Consider the following 17,913-nt stretch of genomic DNA (forward strand, 5'->3'; position numbering starts at 1 on the left):
AAATTTTTTGTACTTGGATAATAAAATGAAAAATATATTTTTGAATTTTGAGGAACCAATTATTAAATTAGAAAAAAAAATAGAAAAATTACGTTCTTTACAATTTAGTTCTAATATTGATACCTCAAAAGAAATTAATGATTTAGTAAAAAAATGCAATAAATTAACTGAGGAAATTTATTCTAAATTAACTCCATGGCAAATTTCCCAAATTGCTCGCCATCCAAAAAGACCATATACATTAGATTATATTCGTGAAATATTTACCGATATTCATGAATTACATGGTGATCGTAATTATGGTGATGATTTATCAATTATTGGTGTTCTTGCTCGTATTAATGGAGAATCTTGCATGGTAATTGGGCATCAAAAAGGAAGAAATGTTAATGAACGTATAATTCGTAATTTTGGTATGGCAAAACCAGAAGGTTATCGTAAGGCAGTTAGATTAATGCATATTGCTGAAAAATTTAATTTACCTATTTTTACTTTTATTGATACACCTGGCGCATTTCCAGGAATAGATGCAGAAGAAAGAGGTCAATCTGAGGCAATTGGACATAGTATTTATGTAATGTCAAAATTAAAAGTACCATTGATTTCTACTATTATTGGTGAAGGAGGATCAGGGGGGGCACTAGCAATTGCTGTTAGTGATATTACTTTAATGTTACAATACGCAATTTATTCTGTTATTTCTCCGGAAGGTTGCGCATCTATTCTTTGGAAAACTTCAAAACGTGCTTCTGATGCAGCTGAAGCATTAGGATTGACGGCTGATAAATTAAAATCAATTGGATTAATTAATAAAATTATAAAAGAACCCATAGGTGGAGCACATCGTAATATTAAATTAATGTCTAATACACTAAAAAATATATTATTTAATACATTAAACAAATTTAAAAATATAAAAATTAAAGACTTATTAAATATACGTTATAATAAATTAATGAATTATGGAAAATTTAAAAGAATTAATTCTATGTGAAGAAATTATGTTAAAAAAATTTTTGAATATTTTTGATATATCATTTTTATCAAATAATTCTAAAATTGCTTTAGCTTATAGTGGAGGAATTGATTCATCGGTATTACTTGATATTTCTTTTACTCTTTTTTGTAATTATAAAATACAATTTTATGTTTTTCATATTAATCATGGATTAAGTCCATCTTCAGATAAATGGTTAATTCACTGCAAAAATACATGTAAAATATATAAAAACATTATATTTCATTCTTTTAAAATTGATTTATTTTCATATAAAAAAAATATTGAAGAAAATGCAAGAATAAAAAGATATTATGCATTAAAAGAATTATGTCAAAAATATAATATAAAATATTTACTAACCGGACATAATCAGGATGATCAAGCAGAAACAATTTTATTAAAATTATTACGTGGAAGCGGTATTTCTGGGTTATCTGGAATATATGCTATTAATAAAAAATTACCTTTATTGAATAATTCTAATATTATCCTTATACGCCCTTTATTACATTGTTCACGTAATGAAATTGCACATTATGCACAACTTCATTCTCTTAATTATTTAAAAGATGAATCAAATAATAATACTCGTTATACAAGAAATATATTAAGATTATATGTGATACCTTTGTTAGAAAAATTATTTCCAGGATTTAAAAAAAGATTTTCACGATTTGCGTATCACGCGCAATCTGCAGAAAAATTATTAAATTTATTAGCAAAAAAAGATCTTAAAATATGCTCAAAAGAAAAATCTATTGATATTGGAAAGATAAAAAAATTTGATCCAGATCGTGTAAAAAATTTATTACGTTATTGGCTTAACAAATATAATACAAAAAAACCATCTTCAATTTGGTTAAATAAATTATATAATCAAATTTTAGAAAAAAAATGTCATAAACAAATATCTATAATGCATGCACAATATCATATAAAAAGTTATCGTAATCAATTGTTTTGCTTAAAAAAAGAAAAAATAAATAAAAATATAAATAAAAACATAAATCAATCATTTATTTGGGATAAAGAATCAAAAATAATATTTTCTAATTTTAATGGAGTTTTATATTTTTGTCCGGTTACTGGGGATAAAATTGGAATAAATGTATCCTGGCTAAGAAAACAATTTTTATTAATTAAAAATAAAACAGGAAAAGAACGATTAAAATTAACAAAAAATAGTTATAATAAAAATATTAAAAATTATTATAGAGAAATGAATATTCCTATATGGAATCGTTTTAATTTACCAATTATTTATGTTCAAAATATCAATAATACTTTAAATTTTAATAATTTATTATATGCGGCCGGTATTGGAATAAATTATATCTATCAAACAAATAAAGGAGAGCGTATTTGTTTACATTGGATTAATTTAGATAATTAGATATAAAAATATTATAATTTTAAATATATATAAATATCTTTTATAATACTCTATATAGAAAATATTTTTAAATCTTAAAAATAAAAATCATGAAAAAAAATAAAAATCATGAAACATATTGTGAACTGTATTAAATTAAATTGTAAAGAAGAAGGTTTAGATTCTCCTCCATTTCCAGGAGAAATAGGGGAAAAAATATGGAAAAATGTTTCAAAAAAAGCTTGGTATTCATGGTTAAAATATCAAACTATGTTAATTAATGAAAATCGTTTAAATCTTTCTGAGGTTGGACATAGAAAATACTTAATTAATCAAATGAAATATTATTTTTTTAATAACAAATAAATTTATATTAAAAAATTTTATTTATTAAATAATAATGTTTTTACATTATTTTTTGATCCAAGTAAACAAATATCTGCTTTTCTAATAGCAAATAAACCAACTGTAACTACACCTAGAATTTGATTTTTTAAGAGATACAGGATTAATAATTTTTAATCCTGTTACATCAATAATAAAACAAAAATTATCAGTTATAATTGGTTTTCCATTTTTAATACGTAAACTTGGATTTTCTCCTAATTTGATTAATTGAAGCAAAACAGATGAACTCGCTATTGGAATGACTTCAATTGATTGGTAAAGGGCATGTATTGCCTACCTAGATATTTTACTAATTTTAATTCTTCTGCTATACAAATTATTTTTTCAGATACTGAAGTAATAATTTTTTTTCGGGTTAATGTCGCCTTTCCTACTTTAATCATTATACCCATTTCATTAATTTCATCTGCACTATCTATATATAGGTATGATATACTTGATTTAATTCAATTACATTAATACAATTTTTATATATAATTTTTTTTCAGTTTCTCTTGATGAAGCAACTGCACCTTTTATAAGGATAAGGTAATTTATTTTTTTAATTCATCAATAAAAAAATTAATAGTTGATCCACTTCCAATACCAATATAATCTTTATTTATAATATAATTAATTGCATAATTCGAAATTATTTTTTTTTATTTGTTCTTTTTTCCATTTTTATGAAAATTATGTTTTTTTTAAAAATTTTTATTTTTTAATACTTCTTTATAATTCGCACTGAATTTCCAATAATTATTAAACCTTAATAAATAGTATTTAAAAATTAAATATTAATTATTCTTTGACGACGTGCTTCGAATAAAATTATACCAGCAGCAACTGAAACATTTAAACTTTCTATTAATCCAGACATGGGAATATTAATCAAAATATCACAATTTTTTTTTGTTAAGTGACGAAGCCCTTTTTTTTCTGATCCCATAATAATAGCTGAAGAATCTAAAAAATTAGTATTATATAAACTTTTTTTTGATTTATTACTAGCGCCAATTAAATAAATATTACGTTCCTTTAATTTACATAAGGTATTAGATAAATTAGTTACAGTAAAAAATGGAATTGTTTCAATAGCTCCACTAGAAACTTTAGCAACTGTTGCGTTTAAACCCACTGAATTATTTTTAGTAGAAATAATTGCGTGCACTCCAGCTCCATCTGCGACACGTAAACATGCCCCCAAATTATGTGGATCAGTAATTTCATCAAGTATTAATAATAATAATGGTTCTTTAATAGAATCTAATAATTCATAAAGATTTTTTTTAAAAGAAAATTCTTTTATTTTAGCAACTACTCCTTGATGATTATGTGTTTTTGCTATATGAAACAATTTTTTATTATTTATAGAAATTATATGAATATTGGCTAATTTTGCATTTTTAATTATATTTTTCATGCGATTATCGTTACGTGAAATATCAATATATAATGTTTTTATTGAAGATGAGTTTTGAATAATTTTTGAATTTATTGCATGAAAACCAAATATTATTTTTTCTTTTATAGACATATTTTTAAAAATATATTTTAATGTTAAAATTAGTATAAAATACCCATGTGGCGAAATTGGTAGACGCGCATAGTTCAGAACTATGTTTTTAAATAAATATATTGGGGGTTCAATTCCCCCCTTGGGTAAAAATAGAATTGATATAAAAAATTCAATAAAGATTATAAATATAATATATTTTAATTTTTAACTTTTAATAAAATTTTTACTATATGCTCACAACTTTCCATAAGTAAATACGCTGCACAATCTCTTTTTTTTCTTAATTTCTTTACAAATTTTTTATTTTTCTATAATTGTACGAGACCGTAAGGTAGATTCAGTAAATATTAATCGTTTTAACCATAAAATTATCCATAAAACCTAAGCATTCTTCTAAGGCTAATAATTTAATATTTTTATCTATGTAATCTACTCAAATCATATCTAAAATAACATTTACATATTTTGTATAATTATATTTAATTTCTTTTAAAAAATCATTTTTTATAATTAATTACCAAATCAATTTATTTTTTATTACTACCAACAGTAGTTACATAAACTAAAAATTTTTTTACTAATTGTAAAACAGTAATTTCTATGTTTCATTTTTTTTAAATTTCCACGATTAAAAAGATTATTCCAAACAGTAATATAATTCTATGTAAGCACGCAGACTCCATCATATTAAAATTTTTAGAATTGGTAAACAATTTAAAGCAGAACAGATACAATATATTGCATAACCACCACTAAATATAAGTGCACATACTTATCACTAATTTTAAATTCTATTGCATTATAAAATTTATCAATTATTATACTTGATACTTCTAAACCTAATATTTTTGATGTATTTGATGATGTAAGATAAAATCCGGAACGTTGAAAAATATAAGGTCTATTAATGCCTCTTGTATACTTCAATTAAAACTTCTTCATTTTTTAATTTTGCAAAGTATTTTGATTTGGATAATTTCATGAAACTAGTATTTTCACCATTATAATGTTCTATATAATACATTTTAGAAAAATTAAAAAATATTTACGAATAAATTTATTATATATAATTTTTAAAAAAAATAATATATATATTATAAAATATTATTAAAAATTTTAAAAAATTTTCACAGATAATCTGATTATCATATAAAATTTTTTATGTTTCAAATTTAACTATAGAAGGATAGAAATGAAAATATTAGTACCAATCAAAAGGGTGGTTAATTATAATACGAAAATTAATATAAAACCAGATTATACTAATGTTGATATTAGCAATACTAAAATGTCAATAAATCCATTTGACGAAATAGCAATTGAATCAGCTATACGTTTACGTGAATCTTCTAATAAAATAAAAGAAATAATTGCAATATCTTGTGGCAATAAAAAATGTAAAGAAATATTACAAATAGCTATGGCAATGGGTGTTGATCGTGCGATTTTAATTGAAACAGATACAATATTACAATCTTTATCGGTAGCAAAATTACTTCAGGTTATTGTAAAAAAAGAAAATCCACAATTAGTTATCCTTGGAAAACAATCAATTGATAGTGATAATAATCAAACAGGTCAAATGTTAGCGGCATTACTTAATTGGCCGCAAGCTACTTTTGCATCTAAAATTGTTCTAAAAAAAAATAATAAAATTTTAGTTACTCAAGAAATTGAAGATGGCAAAGAAACAATTTTATTATCTTTACCAGCTATAATAACCACTGATTTAAGAATGAATGAGCCTCGTTATGTTACATTAATGAATATCATAAAAGCCAGAAAAAAAAATATTAATATATTTAAAATAGATGAATTAAATGTTAATATCAATACAGGGTTAAATATTATAAAAGTAAAAGAATCACATAAAAATAATTTAGGCATAAAAGTAAAAAATGTGATTGAATTAATTGATAAATTAAAAAATGAAGCTAAAATTATATAATTTTTTGAAGGTTTTTTAAATTATGCCGGCACTTGTAATTGCAGAACATGATAATTCTTATCTTAAAATAAGTACACTAAATACTATTACCGCCGCAACTTTGTGTAGTGATGAAATTCATATATTAATTATTGGGTATAATATTGAAAAAGTAATACTTGATGCAAAAAAAGTTAATAATATAAAAAAAATTTTATTAGTTGATTCATTATATTTTTCTAATAATCTACCGGAAAATATAGCAGCACAAATATCAGTTATAGCTTCTAATTACAGTCATATATTAGCACCAGCAACTATATATGGAAAAAATATTTTACCTCGTGTGGCCGCATTATTAAATGTAATGCAAATTTCTGAAATTACTAAAGTTTGTAACCCAAGTACTTTTGAAAGACCAATATATTCTGGAAGAATTATAGCTACTGTTCAATCCACAGATATAATAAAAGTCATTACTGTTCGTGCTACTAATTTTATTTCCGCAAAAAAAGAAGGAAATAAAGCTATTATTCATATAATTTCAAAAATTAATTATTTTAGTAATACTGCATCAATTTTTATATCTAGGGAATTAATAAAATCAAAGCGCCCGGAATTAACTTCTGCAAAAATTGTAGTCGCTGGAGGAAGAGGATTAGGTTCATCTAAAAATTTTAAAATTCTTGAGGGTCTTGCTGATAAACTTAATGCCGCTATAGGAGCATCACGAGCAGCAGTTGATGCTGGTTATATATCAAATAATTTACAAATTGGACAAACTGGAAAAATTGTAGCACCACAATTATATATTGCTATAGGCATTTCCGGTGCCATTCAACATTTATCTGGTATGAAAGATTCCAAAATAATAGTTGCTATTAATCAAGATGAAGATGCGCCTATTTTCGATATATCTGACTATGGTTTAGTTGGGGACTTGTTTGAAATTATACCAAAATTTATAAAATATTTGAGTTAAAAACTTAAAAATAAAAATTATATTTGTTAAAATTTCTTATACAAAAAAAATAATCTGCCTATAATATTTTATACAAAATTATAACAATAAATTATATTCATATTTTTATAAAACAATCGATTTTTTTTTATATATAAAATTTTACATTTTTACTAATAGACTAATATGTAAATACTTATAAAATGCATGGTTTATAACAATTTTTTTATAATAAAATTATATAAAATTATAAAATCTTTCAAAAGTATTTAATGTTTTTAAAAATACTATATCAAATTTCTTTCTAAAATACTTTAATTAATTTTTATTAAATATAATAAATTTTAAGAAGACCTAAAAAACATTTTTATAGATTTTAAATAATTTCTTGAACAAAAAATACATTTTAAATTTATTTTTATTAAATATAATAAATTTTAAGAAGACCTAAAAAACATTTTTATAGATTTTAAATAATTTCTTGAACAAAAAATACATTTTAAATTTATTTTTATTAAATTTATAAAAATATTACATTTATATTTTTTATAATATCAATTTAATAAATTTAATAATATAATATTTTATAATTAAAATTATAAAATTATATTATCGGAGTACTAGGATTTGAACCTAGGACCCTCTGGTCCCAAACCAGATGCGCTACCAGACTGCGCTACACTCCGCTATTTTCACAATAATACTTATTTATATTATATTTGTCAATATTTAAAATTTTAAAGACATTAATATAATTTTATTTTATTACTTTTAATTCCTAATATTACATTTCCCAATCCAGTACCTATAGATACACCTAATTTTTTGAAAAATTTTTCAGAAAAATTATCTGTTTCAGTATAATTAACAATTCTTTTTTGTTTTAAAACATTATTAGCAACACTGAAAACTGTCCCATAATCATCAACCAATCCAAGTTCAATCGCTTGACTGCCAGTCCAAAATATACCAGAAAAAATATCTGGAGACTTTTTTAATCTATTTCCTCTACCAGTACATACAGAATCTATAAACTGCTTATGAATATCATGTAATATTTTTTCAATATATTTTTTTTGTTTAAAATCAAGAGGACTAAATGGATCTAAAATACCCTTATTTTTACCGGATATTAACAATCTTCTTTCAATTCCTAATTTATTCATTAATCCTGTAAAACCAAAGTTATCCATTAATACTCCAATTGATCCAACAATACTAGATTTATTTACATAAATTTTATCTGCAGCAGAAGCAATATAATAACTTCCAGATGTACAAATTTCTTCTACTACCGCATATAATGGTTTACTTGGATATATTTTTTTTAAACGCATTATTTCATCATAAATAAGACTAGCTTGTACTGGAGTTCCTCCGGGGCTATTTATACGTAATATAACTCCTACAGAATTATTAGAAGAAAAAGCTTTATCTAATGCTGGTATAATTCTCTCAGCGGAACTATATGTATCTGGTTGAACTATATTTTTAACATCTATTAAAGCTGTATGTTTAATTTTTATTTTATTATTAGAAAAATAAAACATATTGAAAATAATATATATTATTAGTATAAAAGAAAATATTTTAAAAAAAATTCCCCAACGATGTTTTGATTGTTGTTGACGAATATTAAACATTACTACTTTTTCTAAAGTATCTTTTTCCCAATTATTTTTATTTATATTTGATTCTATTCCTATTTTTTTTTCGTTATCCATTTTTAATTTAATAGTTTAGTTATAAAAAATAAAAAATTTTATTTTTTTAATAAATTTTCTAAAAATTTTTTACACTCTAATGGTAATGATGATTTTAATTTTGTTATTTTTCTGTCTTTTGGATGAAAAAAGGTAATTTGAGAAGCGTGTAGAAACATTCTATTAAAAGAATTTTTTGATTTTTTTAAAGCTTTATTTAAAAAAAAATTACCATATTTATTATCTCCAACAACAGAAAAACCAATTTTTGATAAATGAACACGTATTTGATGAGTGCGCCCAGTTTTTAATTCTGCTTCTAATAATGTATATTTTTTTCCATAATTACATTTTAAAGAAAAAATTGTATGAGATGCTTTTCCTCCATTTTCTATAACTGTTACTCGTCTATTTCCATCTTTAGAAATATATTTATGAAGCGAATATTTAATATGTTGACGTTTATTAATCCAATTTCCATTTACTAATACTAAATAGCGCTTATCAATATAACCAGATCGCATTTGTTCATGAAGATTAATTAAAGCGATTCGTTTTTTAGCTAATAATAATATACCAGAAGTATCACGATCTAAACGATGTACTAATTCTAAAAATTTTAATTTTGGCCTTAATATTCTTAGTTGTTCTATAATACCACAACTAATACCAGATCCTCCGTGAACAGCAATACCAGATGGTTTTTCAATAATAAGTAAATAATTATCCTCTAATAATATTTTAAATTTTATATTAACAATTTTACTTACTATTTTTTTTTCAATTTTTATTGGATGTAATATTTCTATAATATCATTTTTTTTTAAACGATAAGTTTGATTAATACGGTTTTTATTAATACATACCTCTCCAGATCGTAAAATTTTATAAATATGTCCTCTAGGTACCTTATAACAAACACGTAATAAAAAATTATCAATTCTTTGACCAATATTTTCCTCAAGAATGATAAATTTTTGTATTGATATTGATGATGTAATATTATTATTTAATCCAAGAATATTCATTTAAATTTTAAAATTTTTAGAATTAGATACAATTAATTAATTTTTAATATATATAAATATATAATAATAAATTAAAATTTAATTTAAATTTTTTATTATTTAAAAAATTAAACAATTTATTTACTATAATTTTTTTTAATTAAATATAAGATTTTTAAAAAATAGAAAAATTATAAATATAGTATAAAATGTAATTTTTAATATAAAATATTTTAGTATAAAATTTTATTTTTTTACAAAATATGCGTTAAAAATGAATTAAATTATTTTAAATAAATTAATTAAATTTTATTTTAAGAATATAAAAATTACTAAAACCTACCAAGTGTATTCTAATAAATTTGATTTGAATATATAAAAAATAATTATATAAAATATTGCGTAAATTATAACTCAACTTTTAGTCATATTTATATTTTTAAAGTGTAAATCAACCTATCTCAAAATATTTAAATAAAATTAAAAATATTATTTAATAAATATGTAAACTAAATATTTACCATAGAATATGGAGATAAAATTATGAACCAATAAATTTTATAGTGCGGCTGGCAGGAATCGAACCCACGACCTCTTGGTTCGTAGCCAAGTACTCTATCCAACTGAGCTACAGCCGCATGATCGTCTTTAATTTTTTTATTTTAGCACATTAAAAATAAATTAAAAATTATTTAATTTACTTAATAAAAATAAAAATTAAATTTTTATTTTTTATAAAATAAACTAAAAATTATTTATTAATATAACTTTTATTATTAATATGACAATTAAATCAGATAATTGGATTCATAATATGGCTAAGTATCATGGGATGATAGAGCCTTTTGTTCCTCATCAAGTAAGAGAGATTAATTCTCGTAAAATTGTTTCTTACGGAATTTCTTCATATGGGTATGATATTCGTTGCGCAAATGAATTTAAAATTTTTACAAATATTAACTCAACAATTATTGATCCAAAAAATTTTGATAATAAATTATTTGTAGATTTTGTTGGTGATGTATGTATTATTCCTCCAAATTCTTTTGTTTTAGCTCGTACTATAGAATACTTTCGTATTCCACGTAAAATATTAACTATGTGTATAGGAAAATCAACATATGCCCGCTGTGGAATTATTGTAAATGTAACACCATTTGAGCCAGAATGGGAAGGTTATGTAACATTAGAGTTTTCTAACACAACACCTTTACCCGCTAAAATTTATTCTGAAGAAGGTTGTGCGCAAGTATTATTTTTTGAAAGTGACGAAACATGTAAAACTTCTTATAAAGATAGAAACGGTAAATATCAAGGTCAAACTGGAATAAATTTACCAAAAATTTAATTTTTAAAAAATTTAAAAAATTTATTTAAATTATATTTTGATAAATATTTTTTTAAATTCAATTCAATTTAATAAATAGGGCATTTTCTACTAAATTTAGTTTATTTATAAATTAATTTATATTTGTATATGAATATTTTTAATAAATAAAATTTTTATATAATTTTTTATATAATATATATTTTTAGTAGAAATGCCATAATTTTTACAAAATTAAATATAATTGATATAAAAATTTTTTTTATTCAATTTATCGTTTCGAAAATTGTCTTGCTCTACGAGCTTTTCTTAATCCAACTTTTTTTCTTTCTACCTCACGAGAATCTCTGATAACAAAACCAGCTTTCGATAAAGATGATTTTAAATTTAAATCATAATTGATTAATGCCCTTGTAATACCATGTCTTACTGCTCCATATTGTCCAGATTCCCCTCCTCCTCGAACATTTATTTTAATATCAAAAGTTTTGGTATGTTTTGTTAATTTTAATGGTTGAGAAATTACCATTAAACCAGTTTTTCTTGAAAAATATTTATCTGCCGGAATTCTATTTATAGTCATTTTACCTGATCCAATTTTTATAAAAACACGAGCTATAGCGCTTTTACGACGACCTGTTCCATATTTATAATAACCACTATTAATTATATTCATTTTTTAAAAATCCAATAATTTAGGTTTTTGAGCGAAATGAGGGTGATTAGAATCACTATATATTTTAAGTTTTTTAAACATGGAATAACCCAATGGACCTTTTGGTAACATACCTTTAACTGCTTTTTGGAGTACACGACCAGGAAAATCTTCTTGCATTTTTAAAAAATTAATTTTACGAATCCCTCCAGGATACCCTGTATGATGATAATATATTTTTTTAATTTCTTTTTTTCCTGTTACACATAATTTGCTTGTATTTATAACTATTATAAAATCACCTGTATCAATATGAGGCGTATATTCTGTTTTATGTTTCCCTCTTAAATAAACTGCTATTTTGCTAGCAACACGTCCTAAGATTTTATTTTTAGCATCTATTAAAAACCACATTCTATTAATTTTATAGTTTTTTGCAGAGAAAGTTTTTTGCATTATTATTATAAATAAGTATAAATTTTTTATTATTAAAAAAAAGTTTTTTAAAAAAATTTTGTATTAATATTAATAAAACTTACCGTTAAAGTATATTAATATTATAAAAGATTTTTCTAAAAATAGAATAAAATATTTAATTTAACCATAAAGAAAATTCTATAGAATTAGAATACATATATAAGTATAATCTTGTATGTTTTTAATAAACACAAATTATAGTCATCTAATAATAAAATAAATAATTACCAATAAAAAAATAGACAGAAAATAGTAAGACAAATAAAAAATTATAATTTCTAATATCCTAGAGGTGAGAAATTTAATTATTTGAAAAATTTTCAATATATCTCTAAAAACGAATTAAAAACTATTTTTTAAAAAAACAAAAAATAAAAAATAATGAAAAATATTTATAAAAATTTAATTTGAATTTTATCGCTAAGTATACATTAAAATATAATTTATTATAAAATACTATTAAATTATCATTCGAAAAAATTTTTTATTATATTTTATCTTTTAAAATAGAAAAAAATAAAAATTATTGATAATTTTATATTCTAGATAATGATTCTATAATCTAAGATAATTATAAACCTAAATTAAATAAAATTTTATAATCATATTAATACAAAAAATTGTGAATAAAAAAATAAAAAATTCTTCTGTTTCATTAGAAAGTAATAATTTTATAAAAAATATTATTAAAAAAGATATTATTAAAAAAACTTTTAATAATAGATATGATAAATATGGCAATAAATTACCACAAGTAATAACACGTTTTGCACCAGAACCAAATGGGTATTTACATATTGGACACGCTAAATCAATTTTTATTAATTTTGAACTTGCTTATAAATATAATGGTTTATGTAATTTACGATTTGATGATACAAATCCATTAAAAGAAAATAAAGAATATGTTAATTCTATCATTAAAACAATTAAATGGTTAAATTTTAATTGGGACAAAGTAAAAAAACGAATTTATTATGCTAGTGATTATTTTGATATATTATATAAAATAGCTGAATATTTAATTATTTCTGGAGATGCTTACGTAGATAGCCAAAATACCGAAGAAATATATATTAATCGCGGAAACTTACATGAGCCTGGTCGTAATTCTCCATTTTATAATCGATTACCCTCTGAGTCATTAAATTTATTTAGAAGAATGAGATCCGGAGAATTTAAAGATGGTGCGCATGTTTTAAGAGTAAAAATAAATATGAAATCAAAAAATATTAATATGCGTGATCCTATTATTTATCGTATTCGACATGTAAATCACTACAGAACTAATAACAATTGGTGTATTTATCCAATGTATGATTATGCGCATCCAATTTCAGATGCAATTGAAAACATAACTCACTCAATTTGTACATTAGAATTTCAAGATCATCGACCTTTTTATGAATGGATATTAAATAAAATTGATAAAACTAATTTTATTAAAAGACCTTTTCCAAAACAGTATGAATTTTCCAGATTAAATTTAACTCACACAATTACTAGTAAACGTAAATTATTAAAATTATTAGAAAAAAAAATTGTTGATGGGTGGGATGACCCCAGAATGCCAACTTTAATCGGTATGCGTCGTAGAGGTTATACACCAGAATCAATTAAATTATTTTGTAAACGTATTGGTGTTTCCAAATCCGATAGCTGGATTAATATAGAAATATTAGAACAAGCATTACGAGATGATTTAAATATTAAAGCACCAAGAATTATGGCAGTATTAAATCCAATTAAATTAATCATTAGTAATTTTTTAGATAATCAAGAAATTGAATGCACTGCCCCATTATTTTCGCGTCAACATACTCAATATAAAGAAAAATTAAGATATTTTCCAATCTCAAAGATTTTATGGATTGAAAGAGATGACTTTATGGAAATTCCAACTAAAAAATATTTTCGTTTATATCCCCCTATCGGTAAAAATTCTGGTAATCGTGTAAGATTACGTTACGGTTATGTTGTTGAATGTACTGGATTTAAAAAAAATAAAAATAATGAGGTTGTTGAAGTATATTGTAAATATTTTCCGGATAGCAAAAGTGGAACTAAATTATCATCAAATTATAAAGTAAAAGGAAATATTCATTGGATTAGTAAATCTCACGCATTATCTATTGAGGCTCGTTTATATGATAGACTTTTTATAGACCCTTACCCAAATATAGTAAATAATAAAGATTTTAAATTATTAATTAATCCAAATTCAAAAAAAGTAATCTCAGCTTACTTAGAACCAAATTTAAAACTTATTTTTCCTAAAAAACATGCACAATTTGAACGTCATGGATATTTTATATTAGATGATATTGATTCAAATAATAATAAAATAATTTTTAATCAATCAGTTGAACTAAAAAATAAATGGAAAAAAATGATGTAGATTTTTTGTAAATCGGTTGCGGGAGTAGGATTTGAACCTACGACCTTCGGGTTATGAGCCCGACGAGCTACCAAACTGCTCCATCCCGCGTCATTTGAAAAAATTTTAACTTATATATATAAAATATGCAAATTTTAATTTTGAAAAATTTTTTATTAAGAAATAAATTAAAGTTAAATTATATGAATTATATGATTTATAATTTAAATGATTTATAGTATAATATTATACTAATAACTTATTACTGAGTTTATCTTATTACTAAATTTATACTTATTAAATTTTATTGATATTTAAAACATTAGATTAGATTTATTTCTTATAACTTTTATAATTTAAATATTTTTGTGTCATTTTCACATATTGATAATATAGAAAATTTATTGCCACAAACACAATGCACTAAATGTGGATATCCAGGGTGCCGACAATACGCAGAAGCAATCGCTAATAAAAAAGCAAATTATAATCAATGCCCCACTGGAGGGCGTAAAGGAATTATTAAATTAGCTAAATACTTAAATAAACCAATAATTCCATTGAATACTATATACGGAAATGAGAAATCACGATGCTGTGCTATTATTAAAGAAAATAAATGCATTGGATGTACATTATGTATACAGTCTTGTCCAGTAGATGCTATTATTGGGGCAGCTAAACATATGCATACTATTTTTTCGAAATTATGTACAGGGTGCGATCTTTGTATTAAAAAATGTCCAGTCAATTGCATATCTATGATTGAAGTTACCCCTTGTCGAACAGGATGGGATGCTTGGTCTCAAAAAAAAGCTGATGATGCACGTAAAAGATATTACCTTCGTAAAAAACGTTTATTTCATGAAAAAAAAGAAAATTATGCAAAATTAAAAAAGGCAACTATACAATTTAAAAAAAATAATAGAGAAACTCAAAAATCTTTAATTGAAATGGCTGTTAAAAGAATAAAAGAATTAAAAAATAAAGAAAATAAAAAAATTAAATAATAATTATGAATCAAAAACGTATTATCATTTTAAATAGACTTAAGAAATAATCCGAATTTAACAAGTAATCCGAATTTAACTACGAAATTTGTATATAAAACTTCATTTTAATATTAATAAAAATTATTTTATCTGAAAATACTGATTTTTGTAAATTAGGAAAAAAGTTTAAAATTATGTAAACCATATCCGTGATAAAAATATGAAAATAAATTTAAAATATAAGCAATCTAAAGTAAAATTTGCGCAAAATATAAATGAGGTTATTATTTGAATACTATTATAGAAATTCATAATAAAAATTTGCCAATATTTTGTCCAAATAAAGATATGATTCTTTGGTCTTCTCATCCTAGAATATTTCTTTTTATAGATAAAAATGGATATGCGAAATGCCCATACTGTAATACTAAATATAAATTAAATTCTAATAAAAAAGGATAATATTATGGCTGTTCAAAAAAGTAAAAAAACTCCTTCAAAAAGAGGTATGCGTCGTTCTCATAGTTTTTTATCTGAACCTCCTATTTCAATAGACATTAAAACTGGTGAAAAACATTTATATCATCACATTAGCCCTAAAGGATTTTATAAGGGGAGAAAAATTTTAAAAAATAAATTATAAATAATGATACTTTTTATATAATAAAATAAAAGCATTTATAAAAAGTACCCAAATTAAAATAAAAATAATTTTTAAAATAAATTAATTATTTATAAAATTAATAATTAATACTATTTTTTCTGGAAGCAGATATACTTGTTTTTTTAATTTGTCTATAAAAACGTTTAGTAATATTGCTTTTATTAATATTATGTGTTTTCCAATTATTATTAAAACGATAACGAGAATAATAAGTTCTAATCCTTTTTTTTGGCTCAAATCCATTAATTACTTCAATTGGAATTTGTTGTTTTGTAAATCTTTCAATTTTTTTAATGTTCATTCTTTCAGCGTGATTTACTAATGATACAGCAAATCCATTACGTCCTGCGCGACCAGTTCGACCAATACGATGAACATAATCTTCTGGAAATTTTGGTAAATCATAATTAAATACATGTGTTATTGCAGGAACATCAATTCCTCTAGCGGCAACATCAGTGGCAACTAAAATTTTAATTCTACCCCTTCTAAGATTTTCTAAGGTACGATTTCGTGCATTTTGATGCAAATCTCCGTGCAATGGGGCAGCTAAAAATCCAGAAATATTGAGACGATCTGCAATAATATCAGCGTCACGCTTAGTAGCAGTAAAAACAACGGCTTGACCAACTCTTTTATCGCGTAATAAATAATCTAGTAAACGATTTTTATGTAAAATATCATCAACAAATAAAATGCTCTGTATAATATTTTTTTGTTTTTTTTCAATGCTATTTACTTTTAAAATTAATGGATCTTTAGTAATATTTTCAGCCATGTTACCAACAATACCATCAAGTGTAGCAGAAAATAACATAGTTTGTCGTGTTACTGGTGTAGCATCAACAATTTTTTCAATATCATTAATAAATCCCATATCAAGCATACGATCCGCTTCATCTAAAACTAAAATTTGAAGATGAGAAAAATTTATTTTTCCAGAATTCATATGATCTATTAAACGACCAGGTGTTGCTAATAAAATTTCAGGATTCCTAGAAAGTAATTGCATTTGTCTTGAATATGGCATTCCACCTAGAATTGAAATTGCTTTAATTTTTTTCATATATAAACCATATCTTTCAGTAGCTGCAGTTACTTGTAATGCAAGTTCTCGAGTTGGAGTTAATACTAACATCCTTGGTTGGGCAGGTTTAAAACGCAATCGTTCTTTATGAGTATAAATTTTATTATTATTTTGATTTAAATTTTTTTTCATAACAGGTATTTTATTTTTAGAAGATGCAAATTTGTGTAATGCTGGCAACATAAATGCTGCAGTTTTTCCAGAACCTGTTTGCGATGACACTATTAAATCTCTACCAGAAATGGCAGCCGGAATTGCTTGTTCTTGTACTCCTGTAGGTTTAGTATAACCAACTTTAACAAGAGCTTTAAGAACTAACTCATGCAAACCAATGGATTTAAAATTCATATATTCTTTCTTTAGAAATCATTATTTCTTTTATTTTTATAATTACTTTTTATTAAACTTTATAAATACATATTATATATTTTAAAATATATAATTAATTTAAATTTTTA

The 17,913-nt window shown here is 23.0% G+C and carries 18 protein-coding genes and 4 tRNA genes; 11 read left to right on the forward strand and 11 right to left on the reverse strand.

Annotated features, from left to right (window positions below):
* The first annotated feature begins 25 nt into the window (after nucleotides 1-25).
* The 3 genes from SSDC_RS01455 to SSDC_RS01465 all read left to right on the forward strand — a co-directional run bounded on the left by SSDC_RS01455 (nucleotide 26) and on the right by SSDC_RS01465 (nucleotide 2,738).
* Nucleotides 26-994, forward strand: a complete 969-nt coding sequence (locus SSDC_RS01455) for an acetyl-CoA carboxylase carboxyltransferase subunit alpha (RefSeq protein ID WP_020915543.1) — start codon at nucleotides 26-28, stop codon at nucleotides 992-994.
* Entirely contained in the window at nucleotides 963-2,393 is a 1,431-nt protein-coding gene (gene tilS / locus SSDC_RS01460; protein WP_020915544.1) for a tRNA lysidine(34) synthetase TilS, read from the forward strand. Before SSDC_RS01455 ends, tilS begins: the two co-directional genes overlap by 32 nt.
* 108 nt (nucleotides 2,394-2,501) lie before the next feature.
* Nucleotides 2,502-2,738 (forward strand): oxidative damage protection protein, encoded by a 237-nt coding sequence (locus SSDC_RS01465; protein ID WP_020915545.1) that lies wholly within the window; start codon nucleotides 2,502-2,504, stop codon nucleotides 2,736-2,738.
* An 81-nt stretch (nucleotides 2,739-2,819) separates the two neighbouring features.
* On the opposite strand, the gene SSDC_RS02165 is transcribed toward SSDC_RS01465, so the two are convergent.
* The 3 genes from SSDC_RS02165 to rlmB all read right to left on the reverse strand — a co-directional run bounded on the left by SSDC_RS02165 (nucleotide 2,820) and on the right by rlmB (nucleotide 4,290).
* The gene (locus tag SSDC_RS02165) at nucleotides 2,820-2,996 is read right to left on the reverse strand and encodes a split ribose-5-phosphate isomerase A (RefSeq protein WP_020915546.1); all 177 of its coding nucleotides are present in this window, start codon (nucleotides 2,994-2,996) and stop codon (nucleotides 2,820-2,822) included.
* A gap of 14 nt (nucleotides 2,997-3,010) precedes the next feature.
* Nucleotides 3,011-3,172: a ribose-5-phosphate isomerase A gene (locus SSDC_RS02170; RefSeq protein WP_020915547.1), complete on the reverse strand. Its 162-nt coding sequence runs from the start codon at nucleotides 3,170-3,172 to the stop codon at nucleotides 3,011-3,013.
* Between the two features lie 377 nt (nucleotides 3,173-3,549).
* Entirely contained in the window at nucleotides 3,550-4,290 is a 741-nt protein-coding gene (gene rlmB, locus SSDC_RS01475) for a 23S rRNA (guanosine(2251)-2'-O)-methyltransferase RlmB (protein WP_041193116.1), read from the reverse strand.
* Nucleotides 4,291-4,337: 47 nt separating this feature from the next.
* Here rlmB and SSDC_RS01480 point away from each other — a divergent pair.
* The 3 genes from SSDC_RS01480 (at nucleotide 4,338) to SSDC_RS01490 (ending at nucleotide 7,187) form a co-directional block, all read left to right on the forward strand.
* A tRNA-Leu gene (locus SSDC_RS01480) sits at nucleotides 4,338-4,424 on the forward strand.
* Nucleotides 4,425-5,470: 1,046 nt separating this feature from the next.
* Entirely contained in the window at nucleotides 5,471-6,226 is a 756-nt protein-coding gene (locus SSDC_RS01485) for an electron transfer flavoprotein subunit beta/FixA family protein (RefSeq protein WP_020915549.1), read from the forward strand.
* Nucleotides 6,227-6,248: 22 nt separating this feature from the next.
* Nucleotides 6,249-7,187: an electron transfer flavoprotein subunit alpha/FixB family protein gene (locus SSDC_RS01490; protein ID WP_020915550.1), complete on the forward strand. Its 939-nt coding sequence runs from the start codon at nucleotides 6,249-6,251 to the stop codon at nucleotides 7,185-7,187.
* 591 nt (nucleotides 7,188-7,778) lie between these two features.
* Here SSDC_RS01490 and SSDC_RS01495 read toward each other — a convergent pair.
* The 4 genes from SSDC_RS01495 to SSDC_RS01510 all read right to left on the reverse strand — a co-directional run bounded on the left by SSDC_RS01495 (nucleotide 7,779) and on the right by SSDC_RS01510 (nucleotide 10,514).
* Nucleotides 7,779-7,852 (reverse strand) — tRNA-Pro (locus SSDC_RS01495).
* Nucleotides 7,853-7,912: 60 nt separating this feature from the next.
* Nucleotides 7,913-8,890, reverse strand: coding sequence for a S49 family peptidase (locus SSDC_RS01500; protein WP_020915551.1), 978 nt, complete (start codon nucleotides 8,888-8,890; stop codon nucleotides 7,913-7,915).
* 38 nt (nucleotides 8,891-8,928) lie between these two features.
* The gene (locus SSDC_RS01505) at nucleotides 8,929-9,897 is read right to left on the reverse strand and encodes an RluA family pseudouridine synthase (RefSeq protein WP_020915552.1); all 969 of its coding nucleotides are present in this window, start codon (nucleotides 9,895-9,897) and stop codon (nucleotides 8,929-8,931) included.
* A gap of 543 nt (nucleotides 9,898-10,440) precedes the next feature.
* Nucleotides 10,441-10,514, reverse strand: a tRNA-Arg gene (locus SSDC_RS01510).
* Between the two features lie 143 nt (nucleotides 10,515-10,657).
* On the opposite strand from SSDC_RS01510, the gene dcd reads away from it, so the two are divergent.
* On the forward strand, nucleotides 10,658-11,224 hold the full coding sequence (gene dcd, locus SSDC_RS01515) for a dCTP deaminase (protein WP_020915553.1): 567 nt from the start codon (nucleotides 10,658-10,660) through the stop codon (nucleotides 11,222-11,224).
* Between the two features lie 250 nt (nucleotides 11,225-11,474).
* Here the strand turns inward: dcd and rpsI are convergent, their stop codons facing one another.
* Both rpsI and rplM read right to left on the reverse strand, forming a co-directional pair.
* Entirely contained in the window at nucleotides 11,475-11,879 is a 405-nt protein-coding gene (rpsI, locus tag SSDC_RS01520) for a 30S ribosomal protein S9 (RefSeq protein ID WP_020915554.1), read from the reverse strand.
* A 3-nt stretch (nucleotides 11,880-11,882) separates the two neighbouring features.
* Nucleotides 11,883-12,314, reverse strand: coding sequence for a 50S ribosomal protein L13 (gene rplM, locus SSDC_RS01525; RefSeq protein WP_020915555.1), 432 nt, complete (start codon nucleotides 12,312-12,314; stop codon nucleotides 11,883-11,885).
* A 643-nt stretch (nucleotides 12,315-12,957) separates the two neighbouring features.
* Here rplM and SSDC_RS01530 point away from each other — a divergent pair.
* A complete protein-coding gene (locus tag SSDC_RS01530) occupies nucleotides 12,958-14,733 on the forward strand; it encodes a glutamine--tRNA ligase/YqeY domain fusion protein (protein WP_020915556.1) in 1,776 nt (591 codons plus the stop codon).
* A gap of 16 nt (nucleotides 14,734-14,749) precedes the next feature.
* Here the strand turns inward: SSDC_RS01530 and SSDC_RS01535 are convergent.
* Nucleotides 14,750-14,823, reverse strand: a tRNA-Met gene (locus SSDC_RS01535).
* Nucleotides 14,824-15,080: 257 nt separating this feature from the next.
* Here SSDC_RS01535 and rsxB point away from each other — a divergent pair.
* From rsxB to rpmF, 3 genes are all read left to right on the forward strand, one after another.
* The gene (gene rsxB, locus SSDC_RS01540) at nucleotides 15,081-15,722 is read left to right on the forward strand and encodes an electron transport complex subunit RsxB (protein WP_020915557.1); all 642 of its coding nucleotides are present in this window, start codon (nucleotides 15,081-15,083) and stop codon (nucleotides 15,720-15,722) included.
* A gap of 270 nt (nucleotides 15,723-15,992) precedes the next feature.
* A complete protein-coding gene (locus SSDC_RS02130; protein WP_020915558.1) occupies nucleotides 15,993-16,166 on the forward strand; it encodes a zinc-finger domain-containing protein in 174 nt (57 codons plus the stop codon).
* A gap of 4 nt (nucleotides 16,167-16,170) precedes the next feature.
* A complete protein-coding gene (gene rpmF / locus SSDC_RS01545) occupies nucleotides 16,171-16,347 on the forward strand; it encodes a 50S ribosomal protein L32 (protein WP_020915559.1) in 177 nt (58 codons plus the stop codon).
* 97 nt (nucleotides 16,348-16,444) lie between these two features.
* Here the strand turns inward: rpmF and SSDC_RS01550 are convergent, their stop codons facing one another.
* Nucleotides 16,445-17,803 (reverse strand): DEAD/DEAH box helicase, encoded by a 1,359-nt coding sequence (locus tag SSDC_RS01550; protein ID WP_020915560.1) that lies wholly within the window; start codon nucleotides 17,801-17,803, stop codon nucleotides 16,445-16,447.
* Nucleotides 17,804-17,913 lie beyond the last annotated feature (110 nt).

The organism is Candidatus Profftella armatura (assembly GCF_000441555.1).
Taxonomy (GTDB): Bacteria; Pseudomonadota; Gammaproteobacteria; order Burkholderiales; family Burkholderiaceae; genus Profftella; species Profftella armatura.

What these genes read in the sequence shown, in the direction of transcription:
- SSDC_RS01455 (WP_020915543.1), top strand. Translation starts at nt 26, where the DNA reads ATGAAAAATATATTTTTGAATTTTGAGGAACCAATTATTAAATTAGAA.
- tilS (WP_020915544.1), top strand. Translation starts at nt 963, where the DNA reads ATGGAAAATTTAAAAGAATTAATTCTATGTGAAGAAATTATGTTAAAA.
- SSDC_RS01465 (WP_020915545.1), top strand. Translation starts at nt 2,502, where the DNA reads ATGAAACATATTGTGAACTGTATTAAATTAAATTGTAAAGAAGAAGGT.
- SSDC_RS02170 (WP_020915547.1), bottom strand. Translation starts at nt 3,172, where the DNA reads ATGGGTATAATGATTAAAGTAGGAAAGGCGACATTAACCCGAAAAAAA.
- SSDC_RS01485 (WP_020915549.1), top strand. Translation starts at nt 5,471, where the DNA reads ATGAAAATATTAGTACCAATCAAAAGGGTGGTTAATTATAATACGAAA.
- SSDC_RS01490 (WP_020915550.1), top strand. Translation starts at nt 6,249, where the DNA reads ATGCCGGCACTTGTAATTGCAGAACATGATAATTCTTATCTTAAAATA.
- SSDC_RS01500 (WP_020915551.1), bottom strand. Translation starts at nt 8,890, where the DNA reads ATGGATAACGAAAAAAAAATAGGAATAGAATCAAATATAAATAAAAAT.
- SSDC_RS01505 (WP_020915552.1), bottom strand. Translation starts at nt 9,897, where the DNA reads ATGAATATTCTTGGATTAAATAATAATATTACATCATCAATATCAATA.
- dcd (WP_020915553.1), top strand. Translation starts at nt 10,658, where the DNA reads ATGACAATTAAATCAGATAATTGGATTCATAATATGGCTAAGTATCAT.
- rpsI (WP_020915554.1), bottom strand. Translation starts at nt 11,879, where the DNA reads ATGAATATAATTAATAGTGGTTATTATAAATATGGAACAGGTCGTCGT.
- rplM (WP_020915555.1), bottom strand. Translation starts at nt 12,314, where the DNA reads ATGCAAAAAACTTTCTCTGCAAAAAACTATAAAATTAATAGAATGTGG.
- rpmF (WP_020915559.1), top strand. Translation starts at nt 16,171, where the DNA reads ATGGCTGTTCAAAAAAGTAAAAAAACTCCTTCAAAAAGAGGTATGCGT.
- SSDC_RS01550 (WP_020915560.1), bottom strand. Translation starts at nt 17,803, where the DNA reads ATGAATTTTAAATCCATTGGTTTGCATGAGTTAGTTCTTAAAGCTCTT.